The organism is Mycolicibacterium iranicum, from assembly GCF_014190915.1.
GTDB classification, from domain to species: domain Bacteria; phylum Actinomycetota; class Actinomycetes; order Mycobacteriales; family Mycobacteriaceae; genus Mycobacterium; species Mycobacterium iranicum_B.
Genome location: NZ_JACHVU010000013.1, coordinates 26723 through 50821 on the forward strand (window position 1 = coordinate 26723; position 24099 = coordinate 50821).

22 protein-coding genes are annotated in these 24099 nt (G+C 70.0%); 15 read left to right on the top strand and 7 right to left on the bottom strand.

Features of this window, described 5'->3' with window-relative positions:
* Positions 1-2: 2 nt before the first annotated feature.
* From FHR72_RS22095 to FHR72_RS22115, 5 genes are read left to right on the top strand one after another with little or no spacing between them, the layout of a single operon-like run.
* The gene (locus FHR72_RS22095; protein WP_183472168.1) at positions 3-1553 is read left to right on the top strand and encodes an APC family permease; all 1551 of its coding nucleotides are present in this window, start codon (positions 3-5) and stop codon (positions 1551-1553) included.
* On the top strand, positions 1546-3069 hold the full coding sequence (locus FHR72_RS22100) for a GMC family oxidoreductase (RefSeq protein ID WP_183472170.1): 1524 nt from the start codon (positions 1546-1548) through the stop codon (positions 3067-3069). Before FHR72_RS22095 ends, FHR72_RS22100 begins: the two co-directional genes overlap by 8 nt.
* The gene (locus FHR72_RS22105; protein ID WP_183472180.1) at positions 3044-4903 is read left to right on the top strand and encodes a putative nucleotidyltransferase substrate binding domain-containing protein; all 1860 of its coding nucleotides are present in this window, start codon (positions 3044-3046) and stop codon (positions 4901-4903) included. The genes FHR72_RS22100 and FHR72_RS22105 overlap by 26 nt, the downstream gene beginning before the upstream one ends.
* Before the next feature lie 12 nt (positions 4904-4915).
* Positions 4916-5710 (top strand): IclR family transcriptional regulator, encoded by a 795-nt coding sequence (locus FHR72_RS22110; protein ID WP_183472182.1) that lies wholly within the window; start codon positions 4916-4918, stop codon positions 5708-5710.
* 45 nt (positions 5711-5755) lie between these two features.
* A complete protein-coding gene (locus tag FHR72_RS22115) occupies positions 5756-6664 on the top strand; it encodes an alpha/beta fold hydrolase (protein WP_183472184.1) in 909 nt (302 codons plus the stop codon).
* Here the strand turns inward: FHR72_RS22115 and FHR72_RS22120 are convergent.
* Both FHR72_RS22120 and FHR72_RS22125 read right to left on the bottom strand, forming a co-directional pair.
* The gene (locus FHR72_RS22120; protein WP_183472186.1) at positions 6637-8256 is read right to left on the bottom strand and encodes an alpha/beta hydrolase; all 1620 of its coding nucleotides are present in this window, start codon (positions 8254-8256) and stop codon (positions 6637-6639) included. The genes FHR72_RS22115 and FHR72_RS22120 overlap by 28 nt on opposite strands.
* Positions 8253-8531, bottom strand: a complete 279-nt coding sequence (locus tag FHR72_RS22125; RefSeq protein WP_183472188.1) for a DUF7162 family protein — start codon at positions 8529-8531, stop codon at positions 8253-8255. Before FHR72_RS22125 ends, FHR72_RS22120 begins: the two co-directional genes overlap by 4 nt.
* A gap of 105 nt (positions 8532-8636) precedes the next feature.
* Between FHR72_RS22125 and pafA the strand changes: the two genes are divergently transcribed.
* Complete coding sequence (gene pafA, locus FHR72_RS22130; RefSeq protein ID WP_104864914.1) at positions 8637-9995, top strand: Pup--protein ligase; 1359 nt, start codon at positions 8637-8639, stop codon at positions 9993-9995.
* Here pafA and FHR72_RS22135 read toward each other — a convergent pair.
* Positions 9979-10596, bottom strand: a complete 618-nt coding sequence (locus tag FHR72_RS22135; protein ID WP_183472190.1) for a class I SAM-dependent methyltransferase — start codon at positions 10594-10596, stop codon at positions 9979-9981. The two genes, pafA and FHR72_RS22135, sit on opposite strands and share 17 nt — an antisense overlap.
* Before the next feature lie 135 nt (positions 10597-10731).
* On the opposite strand from FHR72_RS22135, the gene FHR72_RS22140 reads away from it, so the two are divergent.
* The 6 genes from FHR72_RS22140 to FHR72_RS22165 all read left to right on the top strand — a co-directional run bounded on the left by FHR72_RS22140 (position 10732) and on the right by FHR72_RS22165 (position 17742).
* Positions 10732-11745, top strand: a complete 1014-nt coding sequence (locus FHR72_RS22140; RefSeq protein WP_183472192.1) for a helix-turn-helix transcriptional regulator — start codon at positions 10732-10734, stop codon at positions 11743-11745.
* On the top strand, positions 11742-12728 hold the full coding sequence (locus FHR72_RS22145) for a helix-turn-helix transcriptional regulator (RefSeq protein WP_183472194.1): 987 nt from the start codon (positions 11742-11744) through the stop codon (positions 12726-12728). The genes FHR72_RS22140 and FHR72_RS22145 overlap by 4 nt, the downstream gene beginning before the upstream one ends.
* Positions 12729-12758: 30 nt before the next feature.
* Positions 12759-13100 carry a Sec-independent protein translocase subunit TatA gene (gene tatA, locus FHR72_RS26655; RefSeq protein ID WP_260156173.1) on the top strand — a complete coding sequence of 114 codons (342 nt, stop codon included), beginning with the start codon at positions 12759-12761 and terminating at the stop codon, positions 13098-13100.
* 73 nt (positions 13101-13173) lie between these two features.
* Positions 13174-14124, top strand: coding sequence for a twin-arginine translocase subunit TatC (tatC, locus tag FHR72_RS22155; RefSeq protein ID WP_183472196.1), 951 nt, complete (start codon positions 13174-13176; stop codon positions 14122-14124).
* Positions 14108-16903 (top strand): DEAD/DEAH box helicase, encoded by a 2796-nt coding sequence (locus FHR72_RS22160; RefSeq protein ID WP_183472199.1) that lies wholly within the window; start codon positions 14108-14110, stop codon positions 16901-16903. Before tatC ends, FHR72_RS22160 begins: the two co-directional genes overlap by 17 nt.
* A gap of 35 nt (positions 16904-16938) precedes the next feature.
* Entirely contained in the window at positions 16939-17742 is an 804-nt protein-coding gene (locus FHR72_RS22165) for a DUF4333 domain-containing protein (protein ID WP_183472202.1), read from the top strand.
* Positions 17743-17761: 19 nt separating this feature from the next.
* Here FHR72_RS22165 and FHR72_RS22170 read toward each other — a convergent pair whose 3' ends face one another.
* Positions 17762-18718, bottom strand: coding sequence for a 5'-3' exonuclease (locus tag FHR72_RS22170; protein ID WP_183472205.1), 957 nt, complete (start codon positions 18716-18718; stop codon positions 17762-17764).
* Between the two features lie 60 nt (positions 18719-18778).
* Here FHR72_RS22170 and FHR72_RS22175 point away from each other — a divergent pair, with 60 nt between their 5' ends.
* A complete protein-coding gene (locus tag FHR72_RS22175) occupies positions 18779-19930 on the top strand; it encodes a M24 family metallopeptidase (protein WP_183472208.1) in 1152 nt (383 codons plus the stop codon).
* Here FHR72_RS22175 and FHR72_RS22180 read toward each other — a convergent pair.
* Positions 19927-20340: a F420-dependent biliverdin reductase gene (locus FHR72_RS22180; RefSeq protein ID WP_183472211.1), complete on the bottom strand. Its 414-nt coding sequence runs from the start codon at positions 20338-20340 to the stop codon at positions 19927-19929. The two genes, FHR72_RS22175 and FHR72_RS22180, sit on opposite strands and share 4 nt — an antisense overlap.
* 35 nt (positions 20341-20375) lie before the next feature.
* Between FHR72_RS22180 and FHR72_RS22185 the strand changes: the two genes are divergently transcribed.
* Both FHR72_RS22185 and cbiE read left to right on the top strand, forming a co-directional pair.
* The gene (locus tag FHR72_RS22185) at positions 20376-21119 is read left to right on the top strand and encodes a decaprenylphospho-beta-D-erythro-pentofuranosid-2-ulose 2-reductase (RefSeq protein ID WP_183472214.1); all 744 of its coding nucleotides are present in this window, start codon (positions 20376-20378) and stop codon (positions 21117-21119) included.
* Positions 21116-22303: a precorrin-6y C5,15-methyltransferase (decarboxylating) subunit CbiE gene (gene cbiE, locus FHR72_RS22190; RefSeq protein WP_183472500.1), complete on the top strand. Its 1188-nt coding sequence runs from the start codon at positions 21116-21118 to the stop codon at positions 22301-22303. Before FHR72_RS22185 ends, cbiE begins: the two co-directional genes overlap by 4 nt.
* Here the strand turns inward: cbiE and FHR72_RS22195 are convergent.
* On the bottom strand, positions 22266-23354 hold the full coding sequence (locus FHR72_RS22195) for an aminoglycoside phosphotransferase family protein (RefSeq protein WP_183472217.1): 1089 nt from the start codon (positions 23352-23354) through the stop codon (positions 22266-22268). The two genes, cbiE and FHR72_RS22195, sit on opposite strands and share 38 nt — an antisense overlap.
* A 104-nt stretch (positions 23355-23458) precedes the next feature.
* Positions 23459-24079 (bottom strand): TetR/AcrR family transcriptional regulator, encoded by a 621-nt coding sequence (locus FHR72_RS22200; protein ID WP_183472220.1) that lies wholly within the window; start codon positions 24077-24079, stop codon positions 23459-23461.
* Between the last annotated feature and the right edge of the window lie 20 nt (positions 24080-24099).

Here is a 24099-nt window from a genome sequence, read left to right on the forward strand (position 1 = left end):
ACATGGTCGTCAAAGAGCCCTCCGGGGCGAGCGGAAGGGTCCATGCCGACAGCGGCATGGAGGATTTCGGTTACCGGGAATCCCTGGATCGCAGTATCGGCAAGTTCGCCAGCTTCGCCGCCGGCGTCAGCTACATCTCGATCCTGACGGGCACATTCCAGCTGTTCTACTTCGGATTCGGCACCGCGGGCCCGGCCTATCTGTGGTCGTGGCCGCTGGTGTTCGTCGGTCAGATGGCGGTGGCGCTGTGCTTCATGGAGCTCGCCGCCAAGTACCCGGTCGCCGGATCGGTCTACAACTGGAGCAAGAAGCTCGCCAGCAGGCTGGTCGGGTGGACATCGGGCTGGCTGATGCTCACCGCGTCCATCGTCACCATCTCGGCGGTCGCGTTGGCCTACCAGCTCAACCTGCCCAGGCTGTGGAGCGGGTTCCAGATCATCGGCGACGGCACCGGCCCGTACGACTACGCGGCCAACGCGGTGCTGCTCGGCTCGGCGCTCATCGCGTTCACCACGCTGGTCAACGCGCTCGGGGTGCGCCTGATGGCGATGATCAACTCCAGCGGCGTGTTCATCGAGCTGATCGCCGCCGTGCTGATCGTCATTCTGCTGGCCGTCAACGCCGAACGCGGCCCCCAGGTGTTCTTCTCCACCAACGGCTACGGCACCGACGAGAGCCTCGGGTTCCTCGGCGCCTTCCTCATCGCGTCACTGGCGTCGGGCTACGTGATGTACGGCTTCGACACCGCGAGCTCGCTGGGCGAGGAGACGGTCGAACCGCGCCGGACCGCCCCCAAGGCGATCGCCCGCGCGATCCTGGCCTCCTTCGTCATCGGCGGCGGCATCCTGGTATTCGCGGTGATGGCCGCGCCGAACCTGGAGGACCCCGCGCTGGGGGAGAGCAGCGGCGGCCTGCAGTACATCGTCCAACAGGTGATGTGGGGCCCGCTGGGCAAGATCTTCCTGGTCTGCATCGTCATCGCGGTCACGGTGTGCTGCCTGGCCGTTCACACCGCGGCGATCCGCCTGTCGTTCGCGATGGCCCGCGACAACGCGCTGCCGTTCGGTGAGAGGCTGGCCTCGGTGCATCCGAAGACCCAGACCCCGATCGTGCCGGCCGTGACCATCGGGATCATCTCGATCGTCATCCTGGTCGTCAACATCACGAACCCGCAGATCTTCACGGTCCTGACCTCGATCGCCATCATCATGATCTACCTCGCCTACCTGATGGTGACCGGGCCGATGCTCAAGAAGCGGATGCGGGGGGAGTGGCCGCCCAAGGACCTCAAGGAGGGCGGCTACTTCACCATGGGCCGTTGGGGCCTGCCGGTCAACATCGTCGCGGTCGTCTGGGGTGTCGGGATGGCGCTGAATCTGGCCTGGCCGCGCGCCGCCGTGTACGGCGAACCCTGGTACAACACCTGGGGTGCGTTCGTCTACATCGGTGTCATCCTCGGGGCCGGTCTCCTGTGGTATTTCGCCAAGGGCCGCAACCACATCGGGACACTGAAGTCGCACGCCGCCGAGACCACCGCGGGCGCCGATGGCTGAGCACGGCACGTTCGACTATGTCATCGCCGGCGGCGGCACCGCGGGCTGCGTGCTGGCCGCCAGGCTCTCCGAGAACCCCGACGTCACGGTCTGCCTGATCGAGGCGGGGCCCAGCGACGTCGGTGACGACGCGATCCTGGTGCTCTCGGAGTGGATGCACCTCCTGGATTCCGGGTACGACTGGGATTATCCGGTCGAGCCGCAGGAGCGCGGAAACTCGTTCATGCGTCACGCGAGAGCCCGGGTGCTGGGCGGATGTTCGTCGCACAATTCGTGCATCGCCTTCCATCCGCCCGCCGAGGCGCTCGACGACTGGGTCGCGATGGGGGCCACCGGATGGGGCGCCGCCGACGTGCTTCCGCTGGTGCGCCGCCTCACCGAGACGGTGCTGTTGCGCGACGTTCCCCCCGACGACCCCTGCGGCACAGCGGTTCTCGAAGCCGCCGCGATGGTCGGGATGCCTACCGTGGCGTTCAACAGAGGCGAGACGGTGCGCAACGGCGCCGGCTGGTTCCAGATCAACGCCGGCGAGGACGGTATCCGCAACTCCACGTCGAAGGCATTCCTGCATCCGATCCTCGGAACCCGCAAGAACCTCGAAGTCCGCACGGACTGCTGGGTTTCGGAGATCCTGTTCGACGACGCGCTGCGCGCCACCGGCGTCCGCTACCAGCGGCCGGACCTGACCGGCTACGACACCGTCTCGGCACGCCGCGAGGTCGTCGTCACCGCCGGGGCGATCGACACTCCGAAATTGTTGATGCTCTCGGGCATCGGGCCGACCGCCCACCTCCGCGAGATCGGCATCGAGGTCCGCGTGGACTCACCGGGCGTCGGCGCCAATCTCGACGACCACGTCGAGGGCCTGGTGTTCTGGGAGGCGTCGCGGCCGATGGTCACGACCTCGACGCAATGGTGGGAGATCGGACTGTTCACCACGATCGACGAGGGTCTGAACCAGCCCGACCTGATGATGCACTACGGCTCCGTCCCGTTCGACATGAACACGCTGCGGCGTGGATACCCCACCACCGACAATGGGTTCTGCCTGACGCCGAACGTGACCCAGGGCCGGTCGCGGGGAACGGTGCGGCTCCGGTCGCGCGACTTCCGGGACCGCGCCCGCGTCGACCCCCGCTACTTCACCGACCCGGACGGCTACGACGACCGCATCATGCTCGCGGGCGTGAAGCTCGCCCGTTCCCTCGCCGAGCAGGCGCCGCTGGCGCCGTGGGTGGCGCGCGAGCTGGCTCCCGGGCCGGAGGCGACGACCGACGACGAACTCCTGGACTACATCCACCGGTGTCACAACACCGTCTACCACCCGGCCGCCACGGCGCGGATGGGCGCGGTGAGCGACCCGATGGCGGTGCTGGACCCGCAGCTGCGGGTGAAGGGCGTGACGGGCCTGCGGGTGGTCGACGCGTCGGCGATGCCGAAGCTGCCCGCGGTCAACCCGAACATCACCGTGATGACGATGGCGGAGAAGTGTGCCGACCTCATCAAAGAAGCCTGAGAGCTTCGATCTCGCAGCCTTTCTGGCTGAACACACCCCGTTTCAGGGGTCGACGGAGGCCGAACTCGCCGAGCTGGCCGCCGGCGCGGCGATAGAGGAGTTCCCCGCCGGGCACGTCGTCGCCGACTACACGGACCGGGCGCCCGACGAGATCTGGATGGTGTGCGACGGAGCGGTGGCCTTGCGCTCCAGCGGCGACGGCACCCTGATCGACGTTGTCGCCGCCGGCGGGATCTTCGGCTACATGCCGTTGCTCACCGGCGCGGGAATGGACTTCCAGGCCCGCACCACGGCCCCAAGCACGTTGATCAGGCTGCCGGGCGCATCGGTGCGGGCGCAGTTCGCCAAACCGGCCGGCCTGGCGTTCCTCGCCTCGTCGAGCTGGTCGGCCGGCGCCGAGCGCCCGGCGATCGCCACAGCCACCGACAGCAGACCCGTCGCCGAACTCCTCCACGGCGAGGTGCTCGTGGTCTCCCCGTCGGAGTCGGTGCGCGACGTGGTCGTGCAGATGACCGAGCGCCACGTGTCCTACGCGCTCGTCCGGCTCCGCGACGGCGGCCTCGGGATCTTCACCGACCGCGACCTGCGCACCCGGGTCGTGGCGGCGGGCCTCGCCGTCGACGTGCCCATCGAACGCGTCATGAGCGCGCCGGCGCGCACCGTGCCCACGGATCTCACCGCCGACAGCGTGCTCGTGGAGATGCTCGACTGCGGGCTGCGGCACATGCCGGTGGTGACGCCCCGCGGAGAGGTGGTCGGTGTCCTCGACGACGCCGACCTGCTCGCCGCGTCGGCCCGGCAGAGCTTTCTGCTCCGTCGCTCCATCGCCGCGGCGAGCACCCCCGCGCAACTGCAGGAGGTCGGACGCCGGGTCACGGGTACGGCCGTCGACCTGTTCCGCAACGGGACCAAGGCGGCGGCCACGAGCGCGATCCTGTCCGTCGTCATCGACAGCCTGGTGCGCCGGGCCCTGGAACTCGTTCTCGCACAACAGGACCGCGGCGGAACCGACGGCTTCGCCTGGCTGATCCTCGGCAGCGTGGCCCGGCGCGAGGCGATGCCGTCCTCCGATGTCGACAGCGCGCTGTCCTGGCGCGACGACCACCCCGCCGCCGACGCCGTGGACCCCGCCCGGCTGCGGTCGATCGCCACCGAGGTGCACGCCATCCTGGACGCCTGCGGGCTGCCGTCGGACCGCAACGGCGCCACCGCTGCCACCGCGAGATTCGCACGGTCGCAGGCGGACTGGCTGCAGGCCGCGCTCGGGTGGCTCGAGGATCCGTTGCGCGACAGCGGGATCATCATGTCCTCGCTGCTGATCGACGGCCGGGTGGTCTGGGGCGATCCCGGCCTGCATTCGGTGCCCGCCGCGTTCCGCACGATCGGCGACCAGCATCCCGACGCACTGCGATTGCAACTGCTCGAAGCGCTTTCGGGCAAGGTTCGCACCCGCTCGCTGCGTGACGTGCTGTCCCGTCGTGGCGGCACGTTCGACCTCAAGAGCCACGCCGTCACGCCGATCGTCAACCTGGCCCGCTGGGGTGGTCTGACCGCAGGGGTGACCTCGGCGACCACCCCGGTGCGGTTGGAAGCCGCCGCGCAGGCGGGGGCGCTCAGCGACCCGGACGCGCGCACTCTGTCCGAGGTCTACGCGATGTTGCAGCGGCTGCGGATGGCGCACCAGGTGGAGCAGGTCGCCGCCGGCCACACACCGGGAGACATCATCACGATGTCGGAGTTGTCGCCGCTGAATCGCAGCCTGCTCGGAGACGGGCTGCGGGAGATCGCGGCCGTACGCCGACGTGTCGGCAGCGCCGGGCGCACGGGCCTATAGGCTGGCTGCCCGATGGTCAAGCCTGACAACCCGTCACCGGGCGACCCGCCTGCGGCGGTGCAGTCGGTCGACCGCGCGCTGACGGTTCTGGAGATCATCGCCGGGCTGGGTCAGGCGGGCGTGACCGAGATCGCCGCCGACCTGGGCGTCCACAAATCCACGGTGTCACGCCTGATCGCCGTGCTGGAGGCGCGCGGCTACGTCGAGCAGGTCTCCGAACGGGGCAAGTACCGGCTGGGGTTCGCGATCTCGCGGCTCGCGCATGTCGCCGGCGCCCAGAGCGACCTGGTGAAGCTGGGGCAGGAGGCGTGCGACGCGCTGAGCGCCGATGTGGGGGAGACCGCCAACCTCGCCGTGCTCGATCAGGACCGCATCGTCAACATCGTGGAGGCCATCGGTCCGTCGGAGATCACGTTGCGCACCTGGGTGGGGCAGACGTGCCCGGCCTATGCGACCTCCAGCGGCAAGGTGCTGCTGGCCGGACTGGATCCCGGTGAGGTCCGCTCCCGCGTGCGCCCACCGATGACGTCGTTCACGGACACCACCGCCCGCAGCGTGGCAGATCTGCTCGACGAACTCGCCGCGGTGCGCGAGCGCGGGTGGGCCAGTGTGCGGGAGGAACTGGAGGTGGGGCTGAACGCCGTCGCGGCCCCCGTCTACGACGCGCACTCGCAAATCATTGCGGCACTCAGTGTTTCGGGTCCGTCCTACCGGCTGGCCACAGACCGCTTCGACGAGGTCGCCGCGCGGACGATCGCCGCGGCCGATCATGTCAGCAGGCGGCTCGGCTGGACTCCACGCCGCTGAGCCGCTCGCGGTTTAACGGAGCCTGCGGCAGGCAACGCGTCTGACATGCAGCTGGCATCTGCGGCCGTCACCCACAGAACGGTCGACGTGGACGGTATCGCGACGTTCGTGCGGGAGGCCGGACCGCCGGATGCGCCGATTGTGTTGTTGCCACACGGCTATCCCGCATCCTCCTTCGTGTACCGGGGCCTGATGGCCGCGCTCGGCGACAGGTGGCGTCTCGTCGCCCCGGACCTCCCCGGGTTCGGCTACAGCGCCACACCGCCGGCCACGGAGTTCGGCTACACCTTCGACGCCTATTCGGCCTTCCTGCAACGGTTCGTCGACGTCGTCGGTCTCGATCGCTATGTGATTTGGCTGCACGACTACGGCTCTCAGTTCGGGTTCCGCCTCGCTCTGCACGCACCGGAGCGGGTCGCCGGACTGGTCATCCAGAACGGCGACATCTACGAGGACGCCTTCGGGCCGAAATACGAGTTCCTGCGGCGATCGTGGGACGACCCGGGCCCGCAGGCGCGGCGACGGATCGCCGACCACGTCACCCCGGCCGGGTTCCGCAGCGAGTTCACCGGCGAGCTACCCCCGGATGTCGCTGACCGGGTCAGTCCCGACCTCGCCACACTGCACTGGACGTTGATGAACACCCCGGAGCGCATCGCCAATCTGATCCGGCTCCTCGAAGACCAGCCCAGCACACTGGCCTGGTTCGCCGAAGAGCAGCGCTATCTCAGAGAACACCGTCCGCCGACGCTGATCGTGTGGGGTCCGCATGACGGGTACATGCCGCAGGAGTCGGCCTGGGCGTACCGTCGCGACCTCCCCGACGTGCCCGTCCACCTGCTCGGCGGCGGCCACTGGCTGCTGGAGACCCACCTGCCCGAGGTGGTGTCGTTGGTCTCGGCGTTCCTGTCCGAGATCCACCCGCCTCACGGAGGTGGACCCGACGCGGCCTGAGCGATGGTCTGCGCATCTCCGGTGATGACCGCCAGGATGGTGCGCCAGGAATCGGACGGCCGGTTGAGCATGCCGCTGTGGGCTTCCCAACCGGCGACCCGTCCGCCGTCGTCGTAATACCCGGTGTCCAGCGCGATCACGGTCGGCATCTCATCGGGATCGACGCCGTGCGGACCGCCCGGGATGCCCTGCACCAGCTCGATGAAATCGTCCGGCGCGGTCATCGAGTAGCGCTGCACCGACGGGTTCCTGTTGTGCCAGTCGCCCGGATCGTCCACGCCGACACCGGCGCCCGCCGCGGCGAGGAACAGCGTGCGGTCCGACGTCAGACCCCGCGCCTCGGCGGTCCCGACGATCGATCCGCCGTAGGAGTGCCCGATGACCGTCACCGGGACGTCGTCGCCGACCCGCCGGTCCACGTCCTCGGTGAACGCGACCAGGCGCGGCGCCATGTCGAGTGCGTAGCGCGCATCCGCGGCGTTGCCCACCGCGGCCGGATCCCGCACCTGGGGGAAGGGACCGCCCAGGTAGGTGATGACCGCGACGTCGCCGCCGCTTCCGGACACGAACCGCCTCGCCGTGGCCGCGTTCGCCGCGGAACCCTCGACGGTGGTGTTCACCCCTGGCACCAGCACCGCCACGCTGCGGGCCGCCGTGAGGTCACCGTGCAGTTCGACGAGCGAGGCCCGGGCCGGGTCGAACGCGAGGATCTGCCGCGGAACCCGCGGCCCGCCGGCCGGATCGTCGATCTCGCTCAGCAGGCCGCGATAGAACGCGATCCGGCGGCGCGACAGGTCGTCGGCGCCCGTCTCGGCCAGGATCGCCGCGGCGATGTTGATTCGGTTCGCGGCCACCCGCATGTCCCACGGGATCCCGTCGGTATTGCCCACGCGCTGCGGGAAGTCGGCGACCAGACGGGCGCGCTGCTCGGCGGTCATGGCCGCGATCTGGCCGGCGATGCGGTCCTGGCTCATCACCGGCCACGCGTCGACGACGTCGGCCGCACCCACCGGCCACGTGCCGGCGGGAACCGTGGCCGCCGGCTCCGGCGCGTCGCCGGGACCGGCCGACAGCGCGGCGGCGATGTCGCGGGCCGCATCCGTGTCGGCGGCGTCGAGGCGGCCCAGGGCGTCGGCGATCCGCTCACTCAACTCGGCGGCGCGTGCGTCGAGGAGCTCCTCGGCGACGGCCTCGTCGCCGCCGGCGAGCAGGATCAGCAGCGGCTCGGGGCCCGCGCCGACCCCGACCGTCCCGTCGTCGGAAACCACGAAGCCGTCGCGCCGCGCCTGCGTCACCTCGGCGAGCACGTCGTTGCGCGCCGAGGTCAGCTGTTCGGCGCCGTCCTGGGCCGCTGCGGACGCGCCCACCAGACGGTGCGCCACCGCCGCTGCCGCCTCGGCGATGCGGCGTGCCCGCGCACGGCCCGCGTCGGCGGCGTTCCCGGTCCAGAAGTCCCGGCTGCGGTCACACTCGTCGACCGCGCTGTCGACGCGGTGCCGAAGCCACCGCGCGGCGTGGTCGAAGTCGCGGGCCAGCTGGCGCAGCCCCTCCGGCCGCCACTGCTCGGTCAGCGACACCGAGGGGCGGGTCACTTCACCGCGAGCCGCTCGCCGAGGGCGGCGTCGGCGTGAACGAAGGCCTCGGCAGCTTCGCGCGCCGCCGCCACCCACGCGATCAGGTCGGCCACCACCTCCGCCACCTGACCGCCGACCACATCGGCAATCGGTAGCGCGGCGACGGCAGAGTCCGGTAATGCGCCGGCGTCGAGCGCCGGCCACCTCATCTGTGCCACGGCGTCGCCGGCGGCGGCGACGCCGTCCGCTGTCGCCCTCAGCCGCTCCAGGTCGACGTGTGCGATTTCCCCCATGGGCTCATGCTGACAGGCCCCAACAGCCCAGAGCCGAGTTATCCACAGGCACTTTCCTCGGGTGTCGCCCGTCGTGTGAGCCGGACAACTTGTAGTCTCGATGAGGTGCAGCGACGAATCATGGGCATCGAGACCGAATTCGGTGTCACCTGCACGTTCCACGGTCACCGCCGGCTCAGCCCGGACGAGGTGGCGCGGTACCTGTTCCGCCGGGTCGTGTCGTGGGGCCGTAGCAGCAACGTCTTCCTCCGTAACGGAGCCCGCCTCTACCTCGACGTCGGCAGTCACCCCGAATACGCCACCGCCGAATGCGACAGCCTGACCCAGCTCGTCACCCACGACCGGGCCGGTGAACGCGTGCTGGAGGACCTGCTCATCGACGCCGAGCAGCGCCTCGCCGACGAGGGCATCGGCGGCGACATCTACCTGTTCAAGAACAACACCGACTCCGCGGGCAACTCCTACGGCTGCCACGAGAACTACCTCATCGTGCGGGCCGGCGAGTTCTCCCGCATCTCCGATGTGCTCCTGCCGTTCCTGGTCACCCGCCAGCTCATCTGCGGTGCGGGCAAGGTGCTGCAGACCCCCAAGGCCGCGACCTACTGTCTGTCGCAGCGCGCCGAGCACATCTGGGAAGGGGTGTCCAGCGCGACCACCCGGTCCCGCCCGATCATCAACACCCGTGACGAACCGCATGCCGACGCGGAGAAGTACCGCCGTCTGCACGTCATCGTCGGCGACTCGAACATGAGCGAATCCACCACCATGCTCAAGGTCGGTTCGGCGTCGCTGGTGCTGGAGATGATCGAGGCCGGCGTCGCGTTCCGGGATTTCTCCCTGGACAACCCGATCCGTGCGATCCGCGAGGTGAGCCACGACCTGACGGGTCGCCGGCCGGTGCGGCTGGCCGGGGGCCGGCAGGCCAGCGCGCTGGACATCCAGCGCGAGTACTACGCCCGCGCGGTGGAGTACCTGCAGTCCCGCGAGCCCAACACCCAGATCGAGCAGGTGGTGGATCTATGGGGGCGTCAGCTCGACGCCGTCGAGAGTCAGGACTTCGCGAAGGTCGACACCGAGATCGACTGGGTGATCAAGCGCAAGCTGTTCCAGCGCTACCAGGACCGCTACAACATGGAGCTGTCCGACCCCAAGATCAGCCAGCTCGACCTCGCCTACCACGACATCAAGCGGGGTCGCGGCGTGTTCGACCTGCTCCAGCGCAAAGGTCTGGCCGCCCGCATCACCACCGACGAGGAGATCGAGGCGGCGGTCAACACCCCGCCGCAGACCACCCGCGCCAAACTGCGGGGGGAGTTCATCAGCGCCGCTCAGGAGGCGGGCCGGGACTTCACCGTCGACTGGGTTCACCTCAAGCTCAACGACCAGGCGCAGCGCACCGTGCTGTGCAAGGACCCGTTCCGCTCGGTGGACGAGAGGGTGAAGCGACTCATCGCTTCGATGTGAGCTCACGCCTCGCGGTGGCGGGCCGGTGCACCGAGACCGCATAGTCGCCACCCTCGTAGGGCCGGCGGTCCCACGTCGCCCACCGGTTCACCAGTTCCAGGCCCGCTGCCGCCGCGACCTCGTCGTAGCGCGCCAACGTCAGCCTGCCGGTGGTCAGCTGAAACCCGGCGACCAGAAGTCCGGTCGGCGTCAATCGCCGCGCGAGTTGGCTGACGACTGTCGCCTCGGTGCCGCGGTCGAGGAAGATCATGACGTTGCCCGGCATCGCCACGACGTCGAAGGTGTCCTCGACCCGGCTGTCGGTGTCGACGAGGTCGGCCTCGACCCAGCGCAGATCCGGCGCCTTGGCCCTGGCGGCGCCGAGCATGGCGGGGTCGGCGTCGAGGCCCACCACGGAGAACCCGCGAGCGGCGAGTTCGATTGCGACCCTTCCGGTTCCGCAACCGGCGTCCAGCACGCTCGTTCCGTCGATGCCATGCAGCAGCTGTTCGATCAGACCGGCCTCGCCGTGGATACTCTGGCCGGCGGCGGCCAGCTTCTGCCACCGCGCGTCGTAGTCGTCGCCGCGGGGCCTGTCGGACTGCTGCCAGCGGGAGCTCACCGCACCCCTCGGTTCTTCGCGCAAGCGCTCATCAGGTACCTCGGTTCTTCGCGCAAGCGCTCATCACGTGAATGGTCGCAGACGCGCCGCGATGGCCGTCGGACGGGACCAGCCCCGCGCCTTAAGCTCGTAGCCGTGGCGATCTCGAAAGTCGAACGGTTGATGAACCTCGTCATCGCGTTGCTGTCGACGCGGTCCTTCATCACCGCCGACCGCATCCGCGAGACCGTCTACGGCTATTCGGGGGAGGCCAGCGACGAGGCCTTCTCGCGGATGTTCGAACGCGACAAGAACGAACTGCGCGATCTGGGCATCCCGCTGGAGACCGGGCGCGCGTCGTCGTCGGATCCGGCCGAGGGCTACCGCATCAACCGCGAGGCCTACGCCCTTCCGGCCGTCGAGCTGACGCCCGACGAAGCCGCCGCCGTCGCCGTGGCCACCCAGTTGTGGGAGTCGCCGGAGCTCATCACGGCGACCCAGGGCGCGCTGCTCAAGCTGCGTGCGGCCGGAATCGACGTCGACGCGCCCGACGATGTCACGATCACCTCGACCGCGGCACTGCCCGGTCTGCGCGGCTCGGAGGAAGTTCTCGGAATCCTGTTGTCCGCCATCGATTCCGGTCAAGCAGTGCAGTTCCCGCACCGGCCGTCCCGCAGCGAACCCTACGTCACCCGCACCGTCGAACCGTGGGGCGTCGTCACCGATCAGGGTCGCTGGTATCTGGTCGGCCACGACCGCGACCGCGACGCGATGCGGACGTTCCGGCTCTCGCGGATCGGCGCCGACGTCAGGCCCGTCGGACCTGCCGGCGCGGTGACCAAACCGCCGGGTCTCGATCTGCGCGAGATCGTCGCGCGGGTGGTCGGGGACTGGCCGGCAGCCGGTCAGGCCACGGTGTGGGTGGCGCAAGGGCGCGCGACCGCACTGCGCCGCCGGGGCACCGTCATCGGCGCGCGCACGATCGGCGGCCGCGCCGGGGACGAGCTCGCCGTCGACATCGGCATGTTCGACAGACTGGCCCGGGAAGTGGCCAGCTACGGCCCCGACGCGGTGGCCCTGGAACCCGAATCGCTGCGCAAGGACGTCATCGCGCGGCTCGAAGCGCACCTGGCGCCGGTCGAACAGATGAAGGAGGCGGATCGCCTGTGACGGCCATCAGCGCCCGGTTGGTGCGCCTGCTCAACATGGTCCCGTACTTCCAGGCCAACCCGAAGATCACCTATGCCGAGGCCGCGACAGACCTCGGGGTGAGCGTCACCCAGCTTCGCGAAGATCTGAACCAGCTGTGGATGTGCGGGTTGCCGGGGTACGGCCCCGGAGACCTCATCGACTTCGAATTCTCCGGCGACACCATCGAGGTCACGTTCTCCGCCGGCATCGACCACCCGCTGCGGCTGACCTCACCGGAGGCCACCGGCGTCCTGGTGGCGCTGCGATCCCTGGTCGACGTGCCCGGGATGGTCGACCCCGAGGCGGCCCGCAGCGCGATCGCCAAAATCGAATCCGCGGCGGGCACCGTCGGCCACGGCGTCGAGGGTGCGGCGGTCGAGGAGCCCGCACCGGTCGAGAGCGAGGCCGCCGCGGCGGTGCGGACGGCCGTGCGCGACGACCGGGCGCTGGCCATCGAGTACTACACGGCATCCCACGACACGCTGTCGAGCCGCATCGTCGACCCCATCCGCGTGGTCCTCATCGCCGACCACAGCTATCTGGAGGCGTGGTGCCGGTCGGCCGAGGCGGTCCGGTTGTTCCGGTTCGACCGCATCGTCGACGCCCGGGTGCTCGACGAGCCGGCGGTGCCCCCGCCGCCGGCAGTGCAGGCGGGGCCGGACACCTCGCTGTTCGACCCGGACACCGCCGACCCCGCACTGCCGACCGCCACCCTGCTGATCGACCGGTCCGCGGGGTGGATGTTCGACTACTACCCGCTGCGGGTGCAGCGGGAGTTCCCCGACGGCTCGTGCGAGGCGGCGATGACCTACGCCTCCGATCAGTGGATGACCCGCTTCGTGCTCGGTTTCGGTTCCGCGGTGCGCGTCCTGGCACCGGCCGAACTGGCCGAGCGGGTGCGGGAATCAGCGACCGCCGCGCTGCAGGCCTATCGGGTCGGCATCGATTCCCCCGGCGGGTAAGCTGGGCGCAGACGTCTGGAGGTAACCAAATTGGGTGGTCTACAACCCTGGCACTGGGTCATCGTGATCGCTGTGTTCGTGCTGCTCTTCGGTGCCAAGAAGCTCCCGGACGCAGCGCGGTCCCTGGGTAAGTCGATGCGCATCTTCAAGTCCGAGATCAAGGAGATGCAGGCGGATTCGAAGTCCGAGACGGCCGACCGTCCCGAGGCGCGCACGCAGATCGCGTCCGAGCGCGTGCAGGATCCCGCCGCTGCGCCCCACGTCACGGAAACGCCGGCTCAGCCGACTCAGCCGACTGTCGTAGATTCGTCGGCTCAGCCGACTGTCGTAGATTCGTCGGCTCAGCCGACGTCGGACAGACGCCCGGCCTGACCGGACAGCTCACGAACGCGGCCTCGGGCCGCGTTCGTGATGTCGCGCCGGTGAGCAGCATCTAGGCAGACCTGTGCAGATACCTGGCCTTCTCAAGAAACTCGACCCTCGGCAACGTCGGGCGCGGGTCAATCCCGACGGCACGATGTCGCTGGTCGACCACCTCACCGAGCTGCGCACCCGGCTGCTGATCGCGGTCCTCGCCGTGCTGGCGACAACCGTCATCGGTTTCCTCTGGTACAGCCACGGCGCGTTCGGGCTGCCCAGCCTGGGCGACTGGCTTCGCGGGCCTTACTGCTCGCTGCCCGCGTCGGCGCGGGCGACCATCGCCCCGGACAACGAGTGCCGCCTGCTGGCGACCGCCCCGTTCGACCAGTTCATGCTGCGCCTCAAGGTCGGCATGACCGCCGGCGTGGTGATGGCGTGTCCGGTGTGGCTCTATCAACTGTGGGCGTTCATCACCCCCGGTCTCTACGCCAAGGAGCGCCGGTTCGCGGTCGCGTTCGTGATGGTCGGGGCCGCCCTGTTCATCGCGGGCGCGATCCTCGCCTACGTGGTGCTGTCGAAGGCCCTCGGGTTCCTGCTGACCGTCGGCAGCGACGTGCAGGTGACCGCGCTGTCGGGTGATCAGTACTTCGGGTTCCTGATCAACCTGCTGCTCGTCTTCGGGATCAGCTTCGAGTTCCCGTTGCTGATCATCATGCTGAACCTCGTCGGCATCCTCACCTACGAGCGGCTCAAGGCGTGGCGTCGCGGTCTGATCATGGGGCTGTTCGTGTTCTGCGCGTTCGTCACACCCGGCTCGGACCCGTTCTCCATGCTGGCGCTGGCGTTGGCGATGACCCTGCTGATGGAGGTCGCGATCCAGGTCGCGCGGATCAGCGACCGGCGCAAGGCGCGGCGTGCCGCGGCCGAGGACATCCCGGACGACGAAGCGGCGCCGATCGGTCACGCCGAGAGCATCGAGGCGCCCGCCGCGGTACCGACCCCGTCGCGGCTCGTGGTCGATGACGACGCCACCTGAGTCGTCGCCGGCGCTGGCGGACTTCGCCGCACAGCTGCCGTTCGCGCTGGACGGATTCCAGCGCCGCGCCTGCGAAGCCCTCGCCCAGGGGCACGGCGTCCTGGTGTGCGCGCCGACCGGCGCCGGCAAGACCGTGGTGGGGGAGTTCGCGGTGCACCTGGCGCTCGCTGCGGGCCGCAAGTGCTTCTACACCACACCCATCAAGGCGCTGAGCAACCAGAAGCACAACGACCTGGTGCGCCGCTACGGGCCCGAACGCATCGGTCTGCTGACCGGTGACCAGGCGATCAACGGCGACGCCGACATCGTCGTGATGACCACCGAGGTGCTCCGCAACATGCTGTATGCGGATTCCCGTGCGCTGCAGGGACTCTCGCACGTCGTCATGGACGAGGTGCACTTCCTGGCCGACCGGATGCGGGGTGCGGTGTGGGAGGAGGTCATCCTGCACCTGCCCGAGGACGTCCGCCTGGTGAGCCTGTCGGCCACCGTGAGCAATGCCGAGGAGTTCGGCGGCTGGATCAAGACGGTGCGCGGCGACACGACCGTCGTGGTCGACGAGCACCGGCCCGTCCCGCTGTGGCAACACGTGATGGTGGGCAAACGCCTGCTCGACCTGTTCGACTACCGCGCGTCGGGCCCGTCTGCGCGGGACCTCCTCGTCGACCCGGAACTGTTGCGCCACATCGCCCACCGGCGCGAGGCCGAGCGTCTCGCCGACTGGCAGCCGCGGGGCCGTAGCCGGACCGGACGCCCGGCGGGCCTCTACCGCACCCCCGGGCGTGCCGAGGTGATCACCGCGCTGCAACACGACGAACTGCTGCCGGCCATCACGTTCATCTTCTCGCGCGCCGGCTGCGACGCCGCGGTCAAACAGTGTCTGCGGTCGTCGCTGCGCCTGACCACCGGCGAGGAACGGGCTCGCATCGCCGAGATCGTCGACCGGCGCACCGCCGACCTCAACGAGGCAGACCTCGTCGTGCTCGACTACCACGAGTGGCGAGAAGGTCTGCTGCGTGGACTGGCAGCGCACCACGCCGGGATGCTGCCCGTCTTCCGGCACACCGTCGAGGAGCTGTTCACCGCGGGCCTGGTGAAAGCCGTCTTCGCCACGGAGACACTGGCTCTGGGCATCAACATGCCCGCCCGCACCGTCGTGCTCGAACGCCTGGTCAAGTACAACGGCGAACAACACCTGCCGCTGACGCCGGGGGAGTACACGCAGCTGACCGGCAGAGCCGGCAGGCGCGGAATCGACGTCGAGGGCCACGCCGTCGTGCTGTGGAACCCCGACGTCGACCCCGCCGAGGTCGCCGGGCTGGCCTCGACGCGGACGTTCCCGCTGCGCAGCTCGTTCGCCCCGACCTACAACATGACCATCAACCTGGTCAATCAGATGGGGCCCGAGCAGGCGCACCGACTGCTGGAGCGCTCGTTCGCCCAGTACCAGGCCGACCGTTCGGTCGTCGGCCTCGTGCGCGGCGTGGAACGCGGGGAGCGGATGCTCGGCGACCTCGCCACCCAGATGGGCGGGCCCGGCGCCCCGATCCTCGACTACGTGCGCTTGCGCGCCCAGATCGCGGAACGCGAACGTGCCCAGTCCCGCGCGTCGCGGCTGCAGCGGCGGCAGGCCACCAACACCGCGCTGGCCGGCCTGCGGCGCGGGGACATCATCGCAATCAACCAGGGCAAGCGGGGCGGCCTGGCGGTCGTGCTGGAACCCGCCCGCGGCGACGAGGACCCGCGCCCACTGGTGCTTTCCGAACACCGGTGGGCCGGTCGCATCTCGTCGGCCGACTACTCCGGCGCCGCCGGGCCGATCGGCAGGATGACCCTGCCCAAGCGCGTCGAACACCGCAACCCGCGGGCCCGCCGCGACCTCGCGTCGGCATTGCGGTCCGCCGCGGCCGGGCTCGACGTGCCGTCGGGCAAGGGCCGCCGCAGCGGACCGGCGCCGGACGGGGACGTCGACCCCGAACTGGTGGTGCTGCGCGAGCGCGTGCGGGCACACCGCGCTCACGGCCTGTCCGACCGCGAGGAACGGGCCCGGGTCGCCGAGCGCTATCTGCGCCTGGAGCGGGACAACGAGCAACTGCGCACCAAGATCGCCGCGGCGACAAACTCCCTGGCGCACACCTTCGACCGCATCGTCGTGCTGCTGACCGAACGTGGATTCATCGCCGCCGCACGCCCCGACGAGGACGGGGACACCGGTGCCGGGCCCACCGCCGACACGCCCACCGTCACCCCGGACGGCCGCCTGCTGGCCCGCATCTACAGCGAGAGCGACCTCCTGGTCGCCGAATGCCTGCGCGCCGGAGTCTGGGACGAACTCGACGCGGCCGAACTGGCCGCGGCGCTGTCGTCGGTGCTCTACGAATCGCGGCGGGACGGGCACGGGCCCGGCGACGGATCGGAGATCCCGACCGGCCGGCTGCGCCGCGCGCTCAACCAGACACGCCGGCTGTGGTCCGAACTGCGCTCCGACGAACAGCGCCACCGCATCACCCAGAGCCGCGAACCCGACGACGGCTTCGTCAGCGCGATCTACCGCTGGGCGAGCACCGGAGACCTGGCCGCGGCGCTGGCGGCCGGCGACACGTCAGGGTCGGGCACCGGATCGTCCATGTCGGCGGGCGACTTCGTCCGCTGGTGCCGCCAGGTGCTCGATCTGGCCGATCAGGTGCGCAATGCCGCCCCCTCGCCTGCTTTGCGGGCAACCGCGAAACGCGCCATCAACGACGTTCGGCGCGGCGTCGTAGCTGTTGACGCCGGGTAGTGTGTTGTCGCAGCGAGCCACGACCGAGGAGTGAAATGAGCGGACCGCAGGGATCTGACCCGACCCAGCCGTGGCCGGGTCAGCAGCCTGAGCAGGGGACAGACCAGTCGGCGGGCGATTCGGCGGCCAACCAGGGGTGGCAGCCGCCGTCGGGTGCGGGCCAGACCCAGGGTGGCGAGCAGCCGGCGTGGCAGCAGCCCCCGGCCTACCAGCCGCAGCAGTATCCGCAGTACCAGCAGCCGACGCAGCCGCCCACGTACTCACCTCAGCAGTACCCCGGGGGCGATCAGTACGGCCAGCAGACCTCTGAATACAGCCCCACCGGATACACCCAGCCCGGTCAGTACGGCCAGCCCGGCGCCTACGGTCAGCCGGGCCAGTACGGACAGCAGCCGGGTCAGTACGGACAGCAGCCCGGCCAGTACGGACAGCAGCCGGGCCAGTACGGCCAGTATCCGGGTGCGCCCGGCTTCGCCCCGTCGGGATCCGACGGCGGCTCGAAGCGGTCGATGGCCCTCATCGGTGGCATCCTCGGCGCGCTCGCCCTGATCGTCATCGCCGCCGTGCTGGTGATGGGCTTCTGGAAGCCCGGGTTCTTCGTGACCACCAAGCTCGACGTCAACGCCGCCCAGACCGGTGTGGAGCAGATCCTTACCGACGAGACCAACGGCTACGGCGCCAAGAACGTCAACGACGTCAAGTGCAACAACGGCGAGAGCCCGACGGTCAAGAAGGGCGACACCTTCAACTGCGAGGTGAGCATCGACGGCACCAAGCGCCAGGTCACCGTCACGTTCCAGGACGACGACGGCACCTACGAGGTCGGACGCCCCAAGTAGGCCGGCCCGTCAGGGCCCGTCAGAGCTTGTCTAACGCGGCCTGCAACCGAGCGATCGACGACGACACGCCGTAGCGTTCCGCGAGTTCGGCGACTTTGCGGGGGTGCCGCGCCGCCAGCGGCAGCTCGTCCCCGTCCGTCGACCAGCTGATGTCGGCATCGGTGGCCACCCGCACGACGGGCTCGGCCTTCTCGATGTACTCGGCCGCGGCCAGGATCTTCTTGCGGTGCGCCTTGGCCAGCGTCGAGGACGGGTCCGCAGCGGCGGCCAGGATGCGCTCCAGTGATCGATGCTGGGCCAGCAGCGTCGCCGCGGTCTTCTCACCGATGCCCGGCACGCCGGGCAGGCCGTCGGACGGGTCACCGCGCAGCAACGCGAGCTCCGCATAGGCCGGCCCGGCACGCTCGATCGGCACCCCGTACGTCTCGGCCACCTCCTCGGGCCCGTACGTGATCGCCTTGGACAGACCGCGGCCCAGATAGAGCACGCGCACCGGCACCGGCTCGTCGCGCACGAGCTGGAGCAGATCGCGATCGCCGCTGACCACCACCACGGGGTCTTCGGTCTCGGCGCCGGCGAGGGTGCCCAGCACATCGTCGGCCTCGCAGTGCGCCGCACCCGCGGTGGCGATGCCGAACGCGTCGAGGATCTCCATGATCATGTCGACCTGGGGGGTCAGCTCGTCGGGCACCACCTCGATGTCGGGCTGCTCGTCGGGGTTCTCCTCGGCCACGCGATGCGCCTTGTAGGACGGGACGAGGTCGACCCGCCACTGCGGACGCCAATCGTCGTCGCGGCAGACCACCAGGCGGTGCGGACGTTCCCGGGTGATGACCGTCGCGACGGCGTCGAGGAAGCCGCGCAGGGCGTTGACGGGCCGACCGTCCGGTGCGGTGATCGACGACGGGACACCGAAGTACGAGCGAAACCACATGCTCGCCCCGTCGAGTAGCACCAGCGGCGCGTTCTTGCTCATGCGCGCCATCCTGCCAGGTCACCTCGCGTCCCTCTGCGCCTCGCTACTAGCCTGGAATCCATGACGGACACCCGTTCCAGCGCGCGCTTCGACACCGGCGTCTACGCCCACCGGCTGCGGGCGGCCGCGGCGGCCGCCGCCGACGCCGGTCTCGCCGGCCTGGTGATTACGCCGGGATACGACCTGCGCTACCTGACGGGGTCGCGGGCCCAGACATTCGAGCGGCTCACCGCGCTGGTGTTGCCCGCGGACGGAGACCCTACGGTCGTCATCCCGCGCCTGGAACTGGCCTCGCTAAGGGAGTCGGCGGTGCCCGACCTCGGTGTCTCCGTGCGGGATTGGGTCGACGGCGAGGACCCCTACCGCCTGGTGGCCGACGCCCTGCCCGGCGGCGCGCCCCTGGCGGTGGCGGTCACCGATTCGATGCCCGCCCTGCACCTGCTGCCGCTGGCCGGCGTCCTGGGCACGGTCCCGGTGCTGGCCACCGACGTCCTGCGCACGTTGCGGATGATCAAGGACCCCGCCGAGATCGACGCGCTGCGCAAGGCGGGCGCCGCCATCGACCGGGTGCACGCGCGGGTGCCGGAGTTCCTGGTGCCGGGACGCACCGAGGCCGACGTCGCCGCCGACATCGCCGAAGCGATTGTGGCAGAGGGTCATTCCGAGGTCGCGTTCATCATCGTCGGCTCAGGCCCGCACGGCGCCGACCCCCACCACGAGTGCTCGGATCGCGAACTGCAGGCCGGGGACATCGTCGTGGTCGACATCGGCGGCCCGTACGACCCCGGCTACAACTCCGACTCGACCCGCACGTACAGCATCGGCGAACCCGACCCGGAGGTGGCGCGCCGCTACGCGGTGTTGCAGCGGGCCCAGCAGGCCGCGGTCGATGTGGTGCGCCCCGGGGTCACGGCCGAGGAGGTCGATGCGGCGGCCCGCGACGTGCTCGCCGGCGAGGGACTGGCCGAGGCGTTCGTGCACCGCACCGGACACGGGATCGGGCTGTCTGTGCACGAAGAGCCCTACATCGTGGCGGGCAACGCGCTACCGCTGCAGGAGGGGATGGCGTTCTCCGTCGAGCCCGGCATCTATTTCCCCGGGCACTGGGGCGCGCGCATCGAGGACATCGTGATCGTCACCGCCGACGGCGCGCTGTCGGTCAACGAGCGACCGCACGACCTCGTCGTGGTGCCGGTCGCCCAGCACGGCTAGCCTTCGCCGCGGTCCAGCAGACCCGAGGAACCCAGGACACGCTCGATGCGGACCTCGATCACCACCCGCTTGGGGTTGGGGCGAGGTGTCCGGTAGCGCTGCGCGTACCGCAATTCGGCGTCGCGGACGGCCTCGATGCCCTTGTGCACCGTCGCGGTGCCCTCCAGCGAGAGCCACCGGGCGCCGTCCACCTGGCTGAGCACCGCGACGCCGCGTTGCTCGGCGTTGACGGCCTTCTGCGACCCGCCGGTGGTGATGACGCGGGCGATGTGTGTCGTCGGGTCGAACGTGAACCCGACTGCGACGACGTGCGGGGACTGGTCGGAGCGCAGCGTGGTCAACATCGCGAGGTGGCGCTCGGTGAGGAACGCCAGCGCATCGTTGGTCAGTCGCGTTGTTGCCTTGGCCATCGGCGTCCACGCTAGCGCAGGACATAATCAGGGCCGTGAAGGACACGAGTCTGGTGGTCGTCTTCGGCGGCCGCAGCGAGATCGGGCTGGAAGTGGCGCAGCGACTGGCGCCGGGAGCCACGGCGGTGCTCGCGGCCCGCAGGCCCCACGAACTGGATGCCGAGACCGCCCTCCTGGAGCGGGCGGGCGCGGCGGCCGTACACACCTACGCCTTCGACGCCGACGACCTGACCTCCCACCGCGGCCTCGTCGCGACGATCGTCACCGAGCACGGCCCGATCGACACCGCCGTCCTGGCCTTCGGCATCCTGGGCGATCAGTCCCGCGCCGAAGCGGACGCCGCACACGCGGCCGCCATCGCCCACACCGACTACGTGGCCCAGGTCAGTCTGCTCACCGTGCTGTCCGAGGCCATGCGCTCGGCGGGCTCCGGCGCTCTCGTGGTGTTCTCCTCCATCGCCGGTGTGCGCGTGCGCCGCGCCAACTACGTCTACGGATCGGCCAAGGCGGGTCTGGACGGGTTCTGCAACGGGCTCTCCGACGCGCTGCACGGCTCGGGGGTGCGTCTGCTGCTCGTTCGGCCGGGCTTCGTCGTCGGCCGCATGACCGAAGGAATGTCGCCGGCCCCGCTGTCGAGCACACCCGCCCAGGTGGCCGAGGCCACGGTGCGGGCGCTGCGCAAGGGGCGCACCACCGTGTGGATCCCCGGATCGCTGGCCGCCCTGGCCTTCGCGTTCCGCAGCATGCCGCGGTGGATGTGGCGGAGGTTGCCGCGGTGATCGTCGTCGTGGGTATCGGGGCCGACGGTATGGCCGGGCTCCCTGCCGCATCCCGCTCCGAGTTGACAAGGGCCACGGTCGTTTACGGATCACCACGGCAGCTGGAGCTTCTGGACGCCACGGTCACCGCCGCGCGACGGTCGTGGCCGACGCCGCTGCTGCCCGCCCTGGACACGCTTCTCGACGGCGCCGACGGCGACGTCCACGTGGTCGCCAGCGGCGACCCGCTGCTGCACGGGATCGGCAGCACCCTCATCCGCCGCTTCGGCGCCGACCTGGTCGCGGTGCTGCCGCACGTGTCCTCGGTGACGCTCGCCTGTTCACGCGTGGGATGGTCGGTCCAGGACACCGAGATCATCAGCCTGGTGACACAGGACACCGTGGCCGCGGTCCGCCGCGGCGGGCAGGCGATCGTGTTGTCGCGCAACGGCTCCTCGCCGGCGGAACTGGCCAGGCTGCTGGCCGACACCGGGCGTGGCGATTCGGAGTTGACGATCCTCGAGCAACTCGGCGGACCCAGGGAACTGCGACGCACCTCGACGGCGCAGGAATGGTCCAACCGGCCTCCGGGCGACGTCGACGACCTCAACGTGATGGCTGTGCGCTACCTGCCGGACGCCCGGCAGCTCGGCATCCTGCCCGACGATGCGTTCGCCCACGACGGTCAGATCACCAAGCAGATGGTCCGCGCCGCCACGCTCGCGGCGCTGGCCCCGAAGCCGGGCGAGCTGCTCTGGGACGTGGGCGCGGGATCGGGCAGCGTCGCGATCCAGTGGTGCCTGTCCGGGCCCGGCTGCCGCGCGATCGCCTTCGAACGCGACGAAGGTCGGCGGGCCCGGATCGTCCACAACGCCACCGCCTTCGGTGTGCGGGTCGAGGCGACCTTCGACGCTCCCGAGACGTTCGCGTTCACCCCGCCACCCGACGTGATCTTCGTCGGGGGCGGTGTGAGTCAGCCGGGGCTGATGGACGCCTGCTGGGACGCGCTGCGCGCGGGCGGGCGGCTCGTCGCCAATGCCGTCACCGTGGAGTCTGAAGCCGTTCTCGCGCAACACTATTCTCGACACGGTGGCGAGCTGCGGCGATTCCAGCACTACGCCGGGGACGCCGTCGGCTCCTTCACCGGCTGGCGTCCCGCGATGCCCGTCACGCAGTGGTCGGCGACGAAGACCGGTACGTCCTGACCAGGTCGATCGCGTCCAGTTCGCGGATCGCCCGGCAGCCCCGGTGCAGCATGGTCAGGATCATCTCGTCGCCCCGCTCCGTGGACGCCGCGAACGCGTAGCCCAGCGCGGTCAGCAGCGGCGCCTGCAGAACGCCGAGTCGATAATCGTGCCAACATGTTTCGAGGTCGTATCCGCTCACGCCGTGGCCGAGGAGCGTGGAGTGGTACCGCTCGACGAGGTCGCGCTCGGACTCGGCGCGCTGCTCGGGGAGCAGGCTCGTGGCGGTGAAATAGGCCAGGTCGCGGGTCGGCAGCCCGATGCCGATCGTCTGCCAGTCGACGACGGTCACCCGGGTGCGGTCCGGGTCGTAGAGCAGATTGTCGAGCCGGTAGTCGCCGTGCATCAGCGAGAAGCGCTCCGGCACAGCCAACAGCCATGGGGTCACCAGGCCCATCGACGTCAGCAGGGTGTCACGGTCCTCGTCGCTGACCGATCCTCCGAGCTTGTCCAGCGTGATGTCGGCGGCCATCACGGCCACGTCACCCATCCCCTTGGCCGCCGCCTCGTCCCCGGGTTTGGGCATCACGATGCAGGGCAGGTCGAAGAAGCGCCGTTCGCCCCAGCTGGGCCCGTGCAGACCGGCGAGGGCCTCCACGGCCAGGGCCGCCTCGGCCGGGGTGCACCCCGCGATCTGGTCGCCCTGCTCGGCCGGGGCCATGTCGGCCAGCACCAGAACGAAATCGGTTCCGTCGGGGGATATCTCGCTGTGAAAGCACCCCGGCACCGGGATCGCGACGTCCCGGGCGACCGCCGAGTAGAACTCGACCTCCGAGAGGTATCCCAGCGCCACCCGTTCCCGCACCGCGTCGTCCTGGGCGGGGAGCTTGACCGCGAAAGTGGCGGGCGGAGTGGGGGACTGCGCCGTGGGCGGGTAGGTTGCGCGCACCCGGTAGGTGGCCCCGGTCTGCCCGGTGCCGATGGCGGTCACCTCGACGTCGCCCACCTCGGTGCCCAGCACCGAGGCCAGCCACTGAGGGGTGAGGTCTGCCGGGCCGCGGGGAATGCTCACTGGGTCGCCTTTCGGTATGTTCTGCTCTTCGCGGAAGCGCTCATCGGTGTGTTCTGCTCTTCGCGCAAGCGCTCATCGGTGTGTTCTGCTCTTCGCGCAAGCGCTCATCGGTAAGCGCCGTCGTCGGCATAAATCGTGCGCAGCCACACGGTTTCGGCCGCGGTCAGCAGTTCGTCGCGGGTCAGCCGGCCGCCGACGGTGTAGCGCTCAAGGAGACGGTCGTTGAACTCCAGCAGGATGCCGGCGAGGAGCTCCGCCTGCGGACCGCCCGGTGCGCGCCCGCCGTCGCGTTCGGCGGCGATCATGCCCGCGACCGCCGGGACGAACGACTCGCGGGCGTCATCCCACACGTCGCGGATCGAGGCGTTCGTCGCCCGGGCTTCGAGCATCGCCTGCAGCAGATACCGGTGCGCATCGACGGTGTCGAGCAGTGCCACCAGCATCGCCCGGATCCTCTGCTGCGGTGGACGGTCGGTGCTGGTGAGCAGATCGCCGGCCAGGAAGCCGTCGTCGTACATGGGTTCCAGCAGGGCGGCCACCGCGGCCGCCTTGTTCTCGAAGTAGAAGTAGAACGCGGACCGGGTGACGCCCGCGCGCCGGGTGACGTCGGCGATGTTGAGCGCGTCGAAGCCGGATTCGCGCAGATGGTGGTCGAGCGAATCGAGGATGGCCACCCGCCTCAGGTCGCTCTTCTGAGGCTGGCGACGGTCGGTGGGCGACCGCACCGGGAGTCCTCGCTGCACGC

What these genes read in the sequence shown, in the direction of transcription:
- FHR72_RS22160 (WP_183472199.1), top strand. Translation starts at nt 14,108, where the DNA reads ATGACGACGCCACCTGAGTCGTCGCCGGCGCTGGCGGACTTCGCCGCA.
- FHR72_RS22095 (WP_183472168.1), top strand. Translation starts at nt 3, where the DNA reads ATGGTCGTCAAAGAGCCCTCCGGGGCGAGCGGAAGGGTCCATGCCGAC.
- FHR72_RS22175 (WP_183472208.1), top strand. Translation starts at nt 18,779, where the DNA reads ATGACGGACACCCGTTCCAGCGCGCGCTTCGACACCGGCGTCTACGCC.
- FHR72_RS22170 (WP_183472205.1), bottom strand. Translation starts at nt 18,718, where the DNA reads ATGAGCAAGAACGCGCCGCTGGTGCTACTCGACGGGGCGAGCATGTGG.
- FHR72_RS22100 (WP_183472170.1), top strand. Translation starts at nt 1,546, where the DNA reads ATGGCTGAGCACGGCACGTTCGACTATGTCATCGCCGGCGGCGGCACC.
- FHR72_RS22165 (WP_183472202.1), top strand. Translation starts at nt 16,939, where the DNA reads ATGAGCGGACCGCAGGGATCTGACCCGACCCAGCCGTGGCCGGGTCAG.
- FHR72_RS22115 (WP_183472184.1), top strand. Translation starts at nt 5,756, where the DNA reads ATGCAGCTGGCATCTGCGGCCGTCACCCACAGAACGGTCGACGTGGAC.
- FHR72_RS22125 (WP_183472188.1), bottom strand. Translation starts at nt 8,531, where the DNA reads ATGGGGGAAATCGCACACGTCGACCTGGAGCGGCTGAGGGCGACAGCG.
- FHR72_RS22110 (WP_183472182.1), top strand. Translation starts at nt 4,916, where the DNA reads ATGGTCAAGCCTGACAACCCGTCACCGGGCGACCCGCCTGCGGCGGTG.
- FHR72_RS22180 (WP_183472211.1), bottom strand. Translation starts at nt 20,340, where the DNA reads ATGGCCAAGGCAACAACGCGACTGACCAACGATGCGCTGGCGTTCCTC.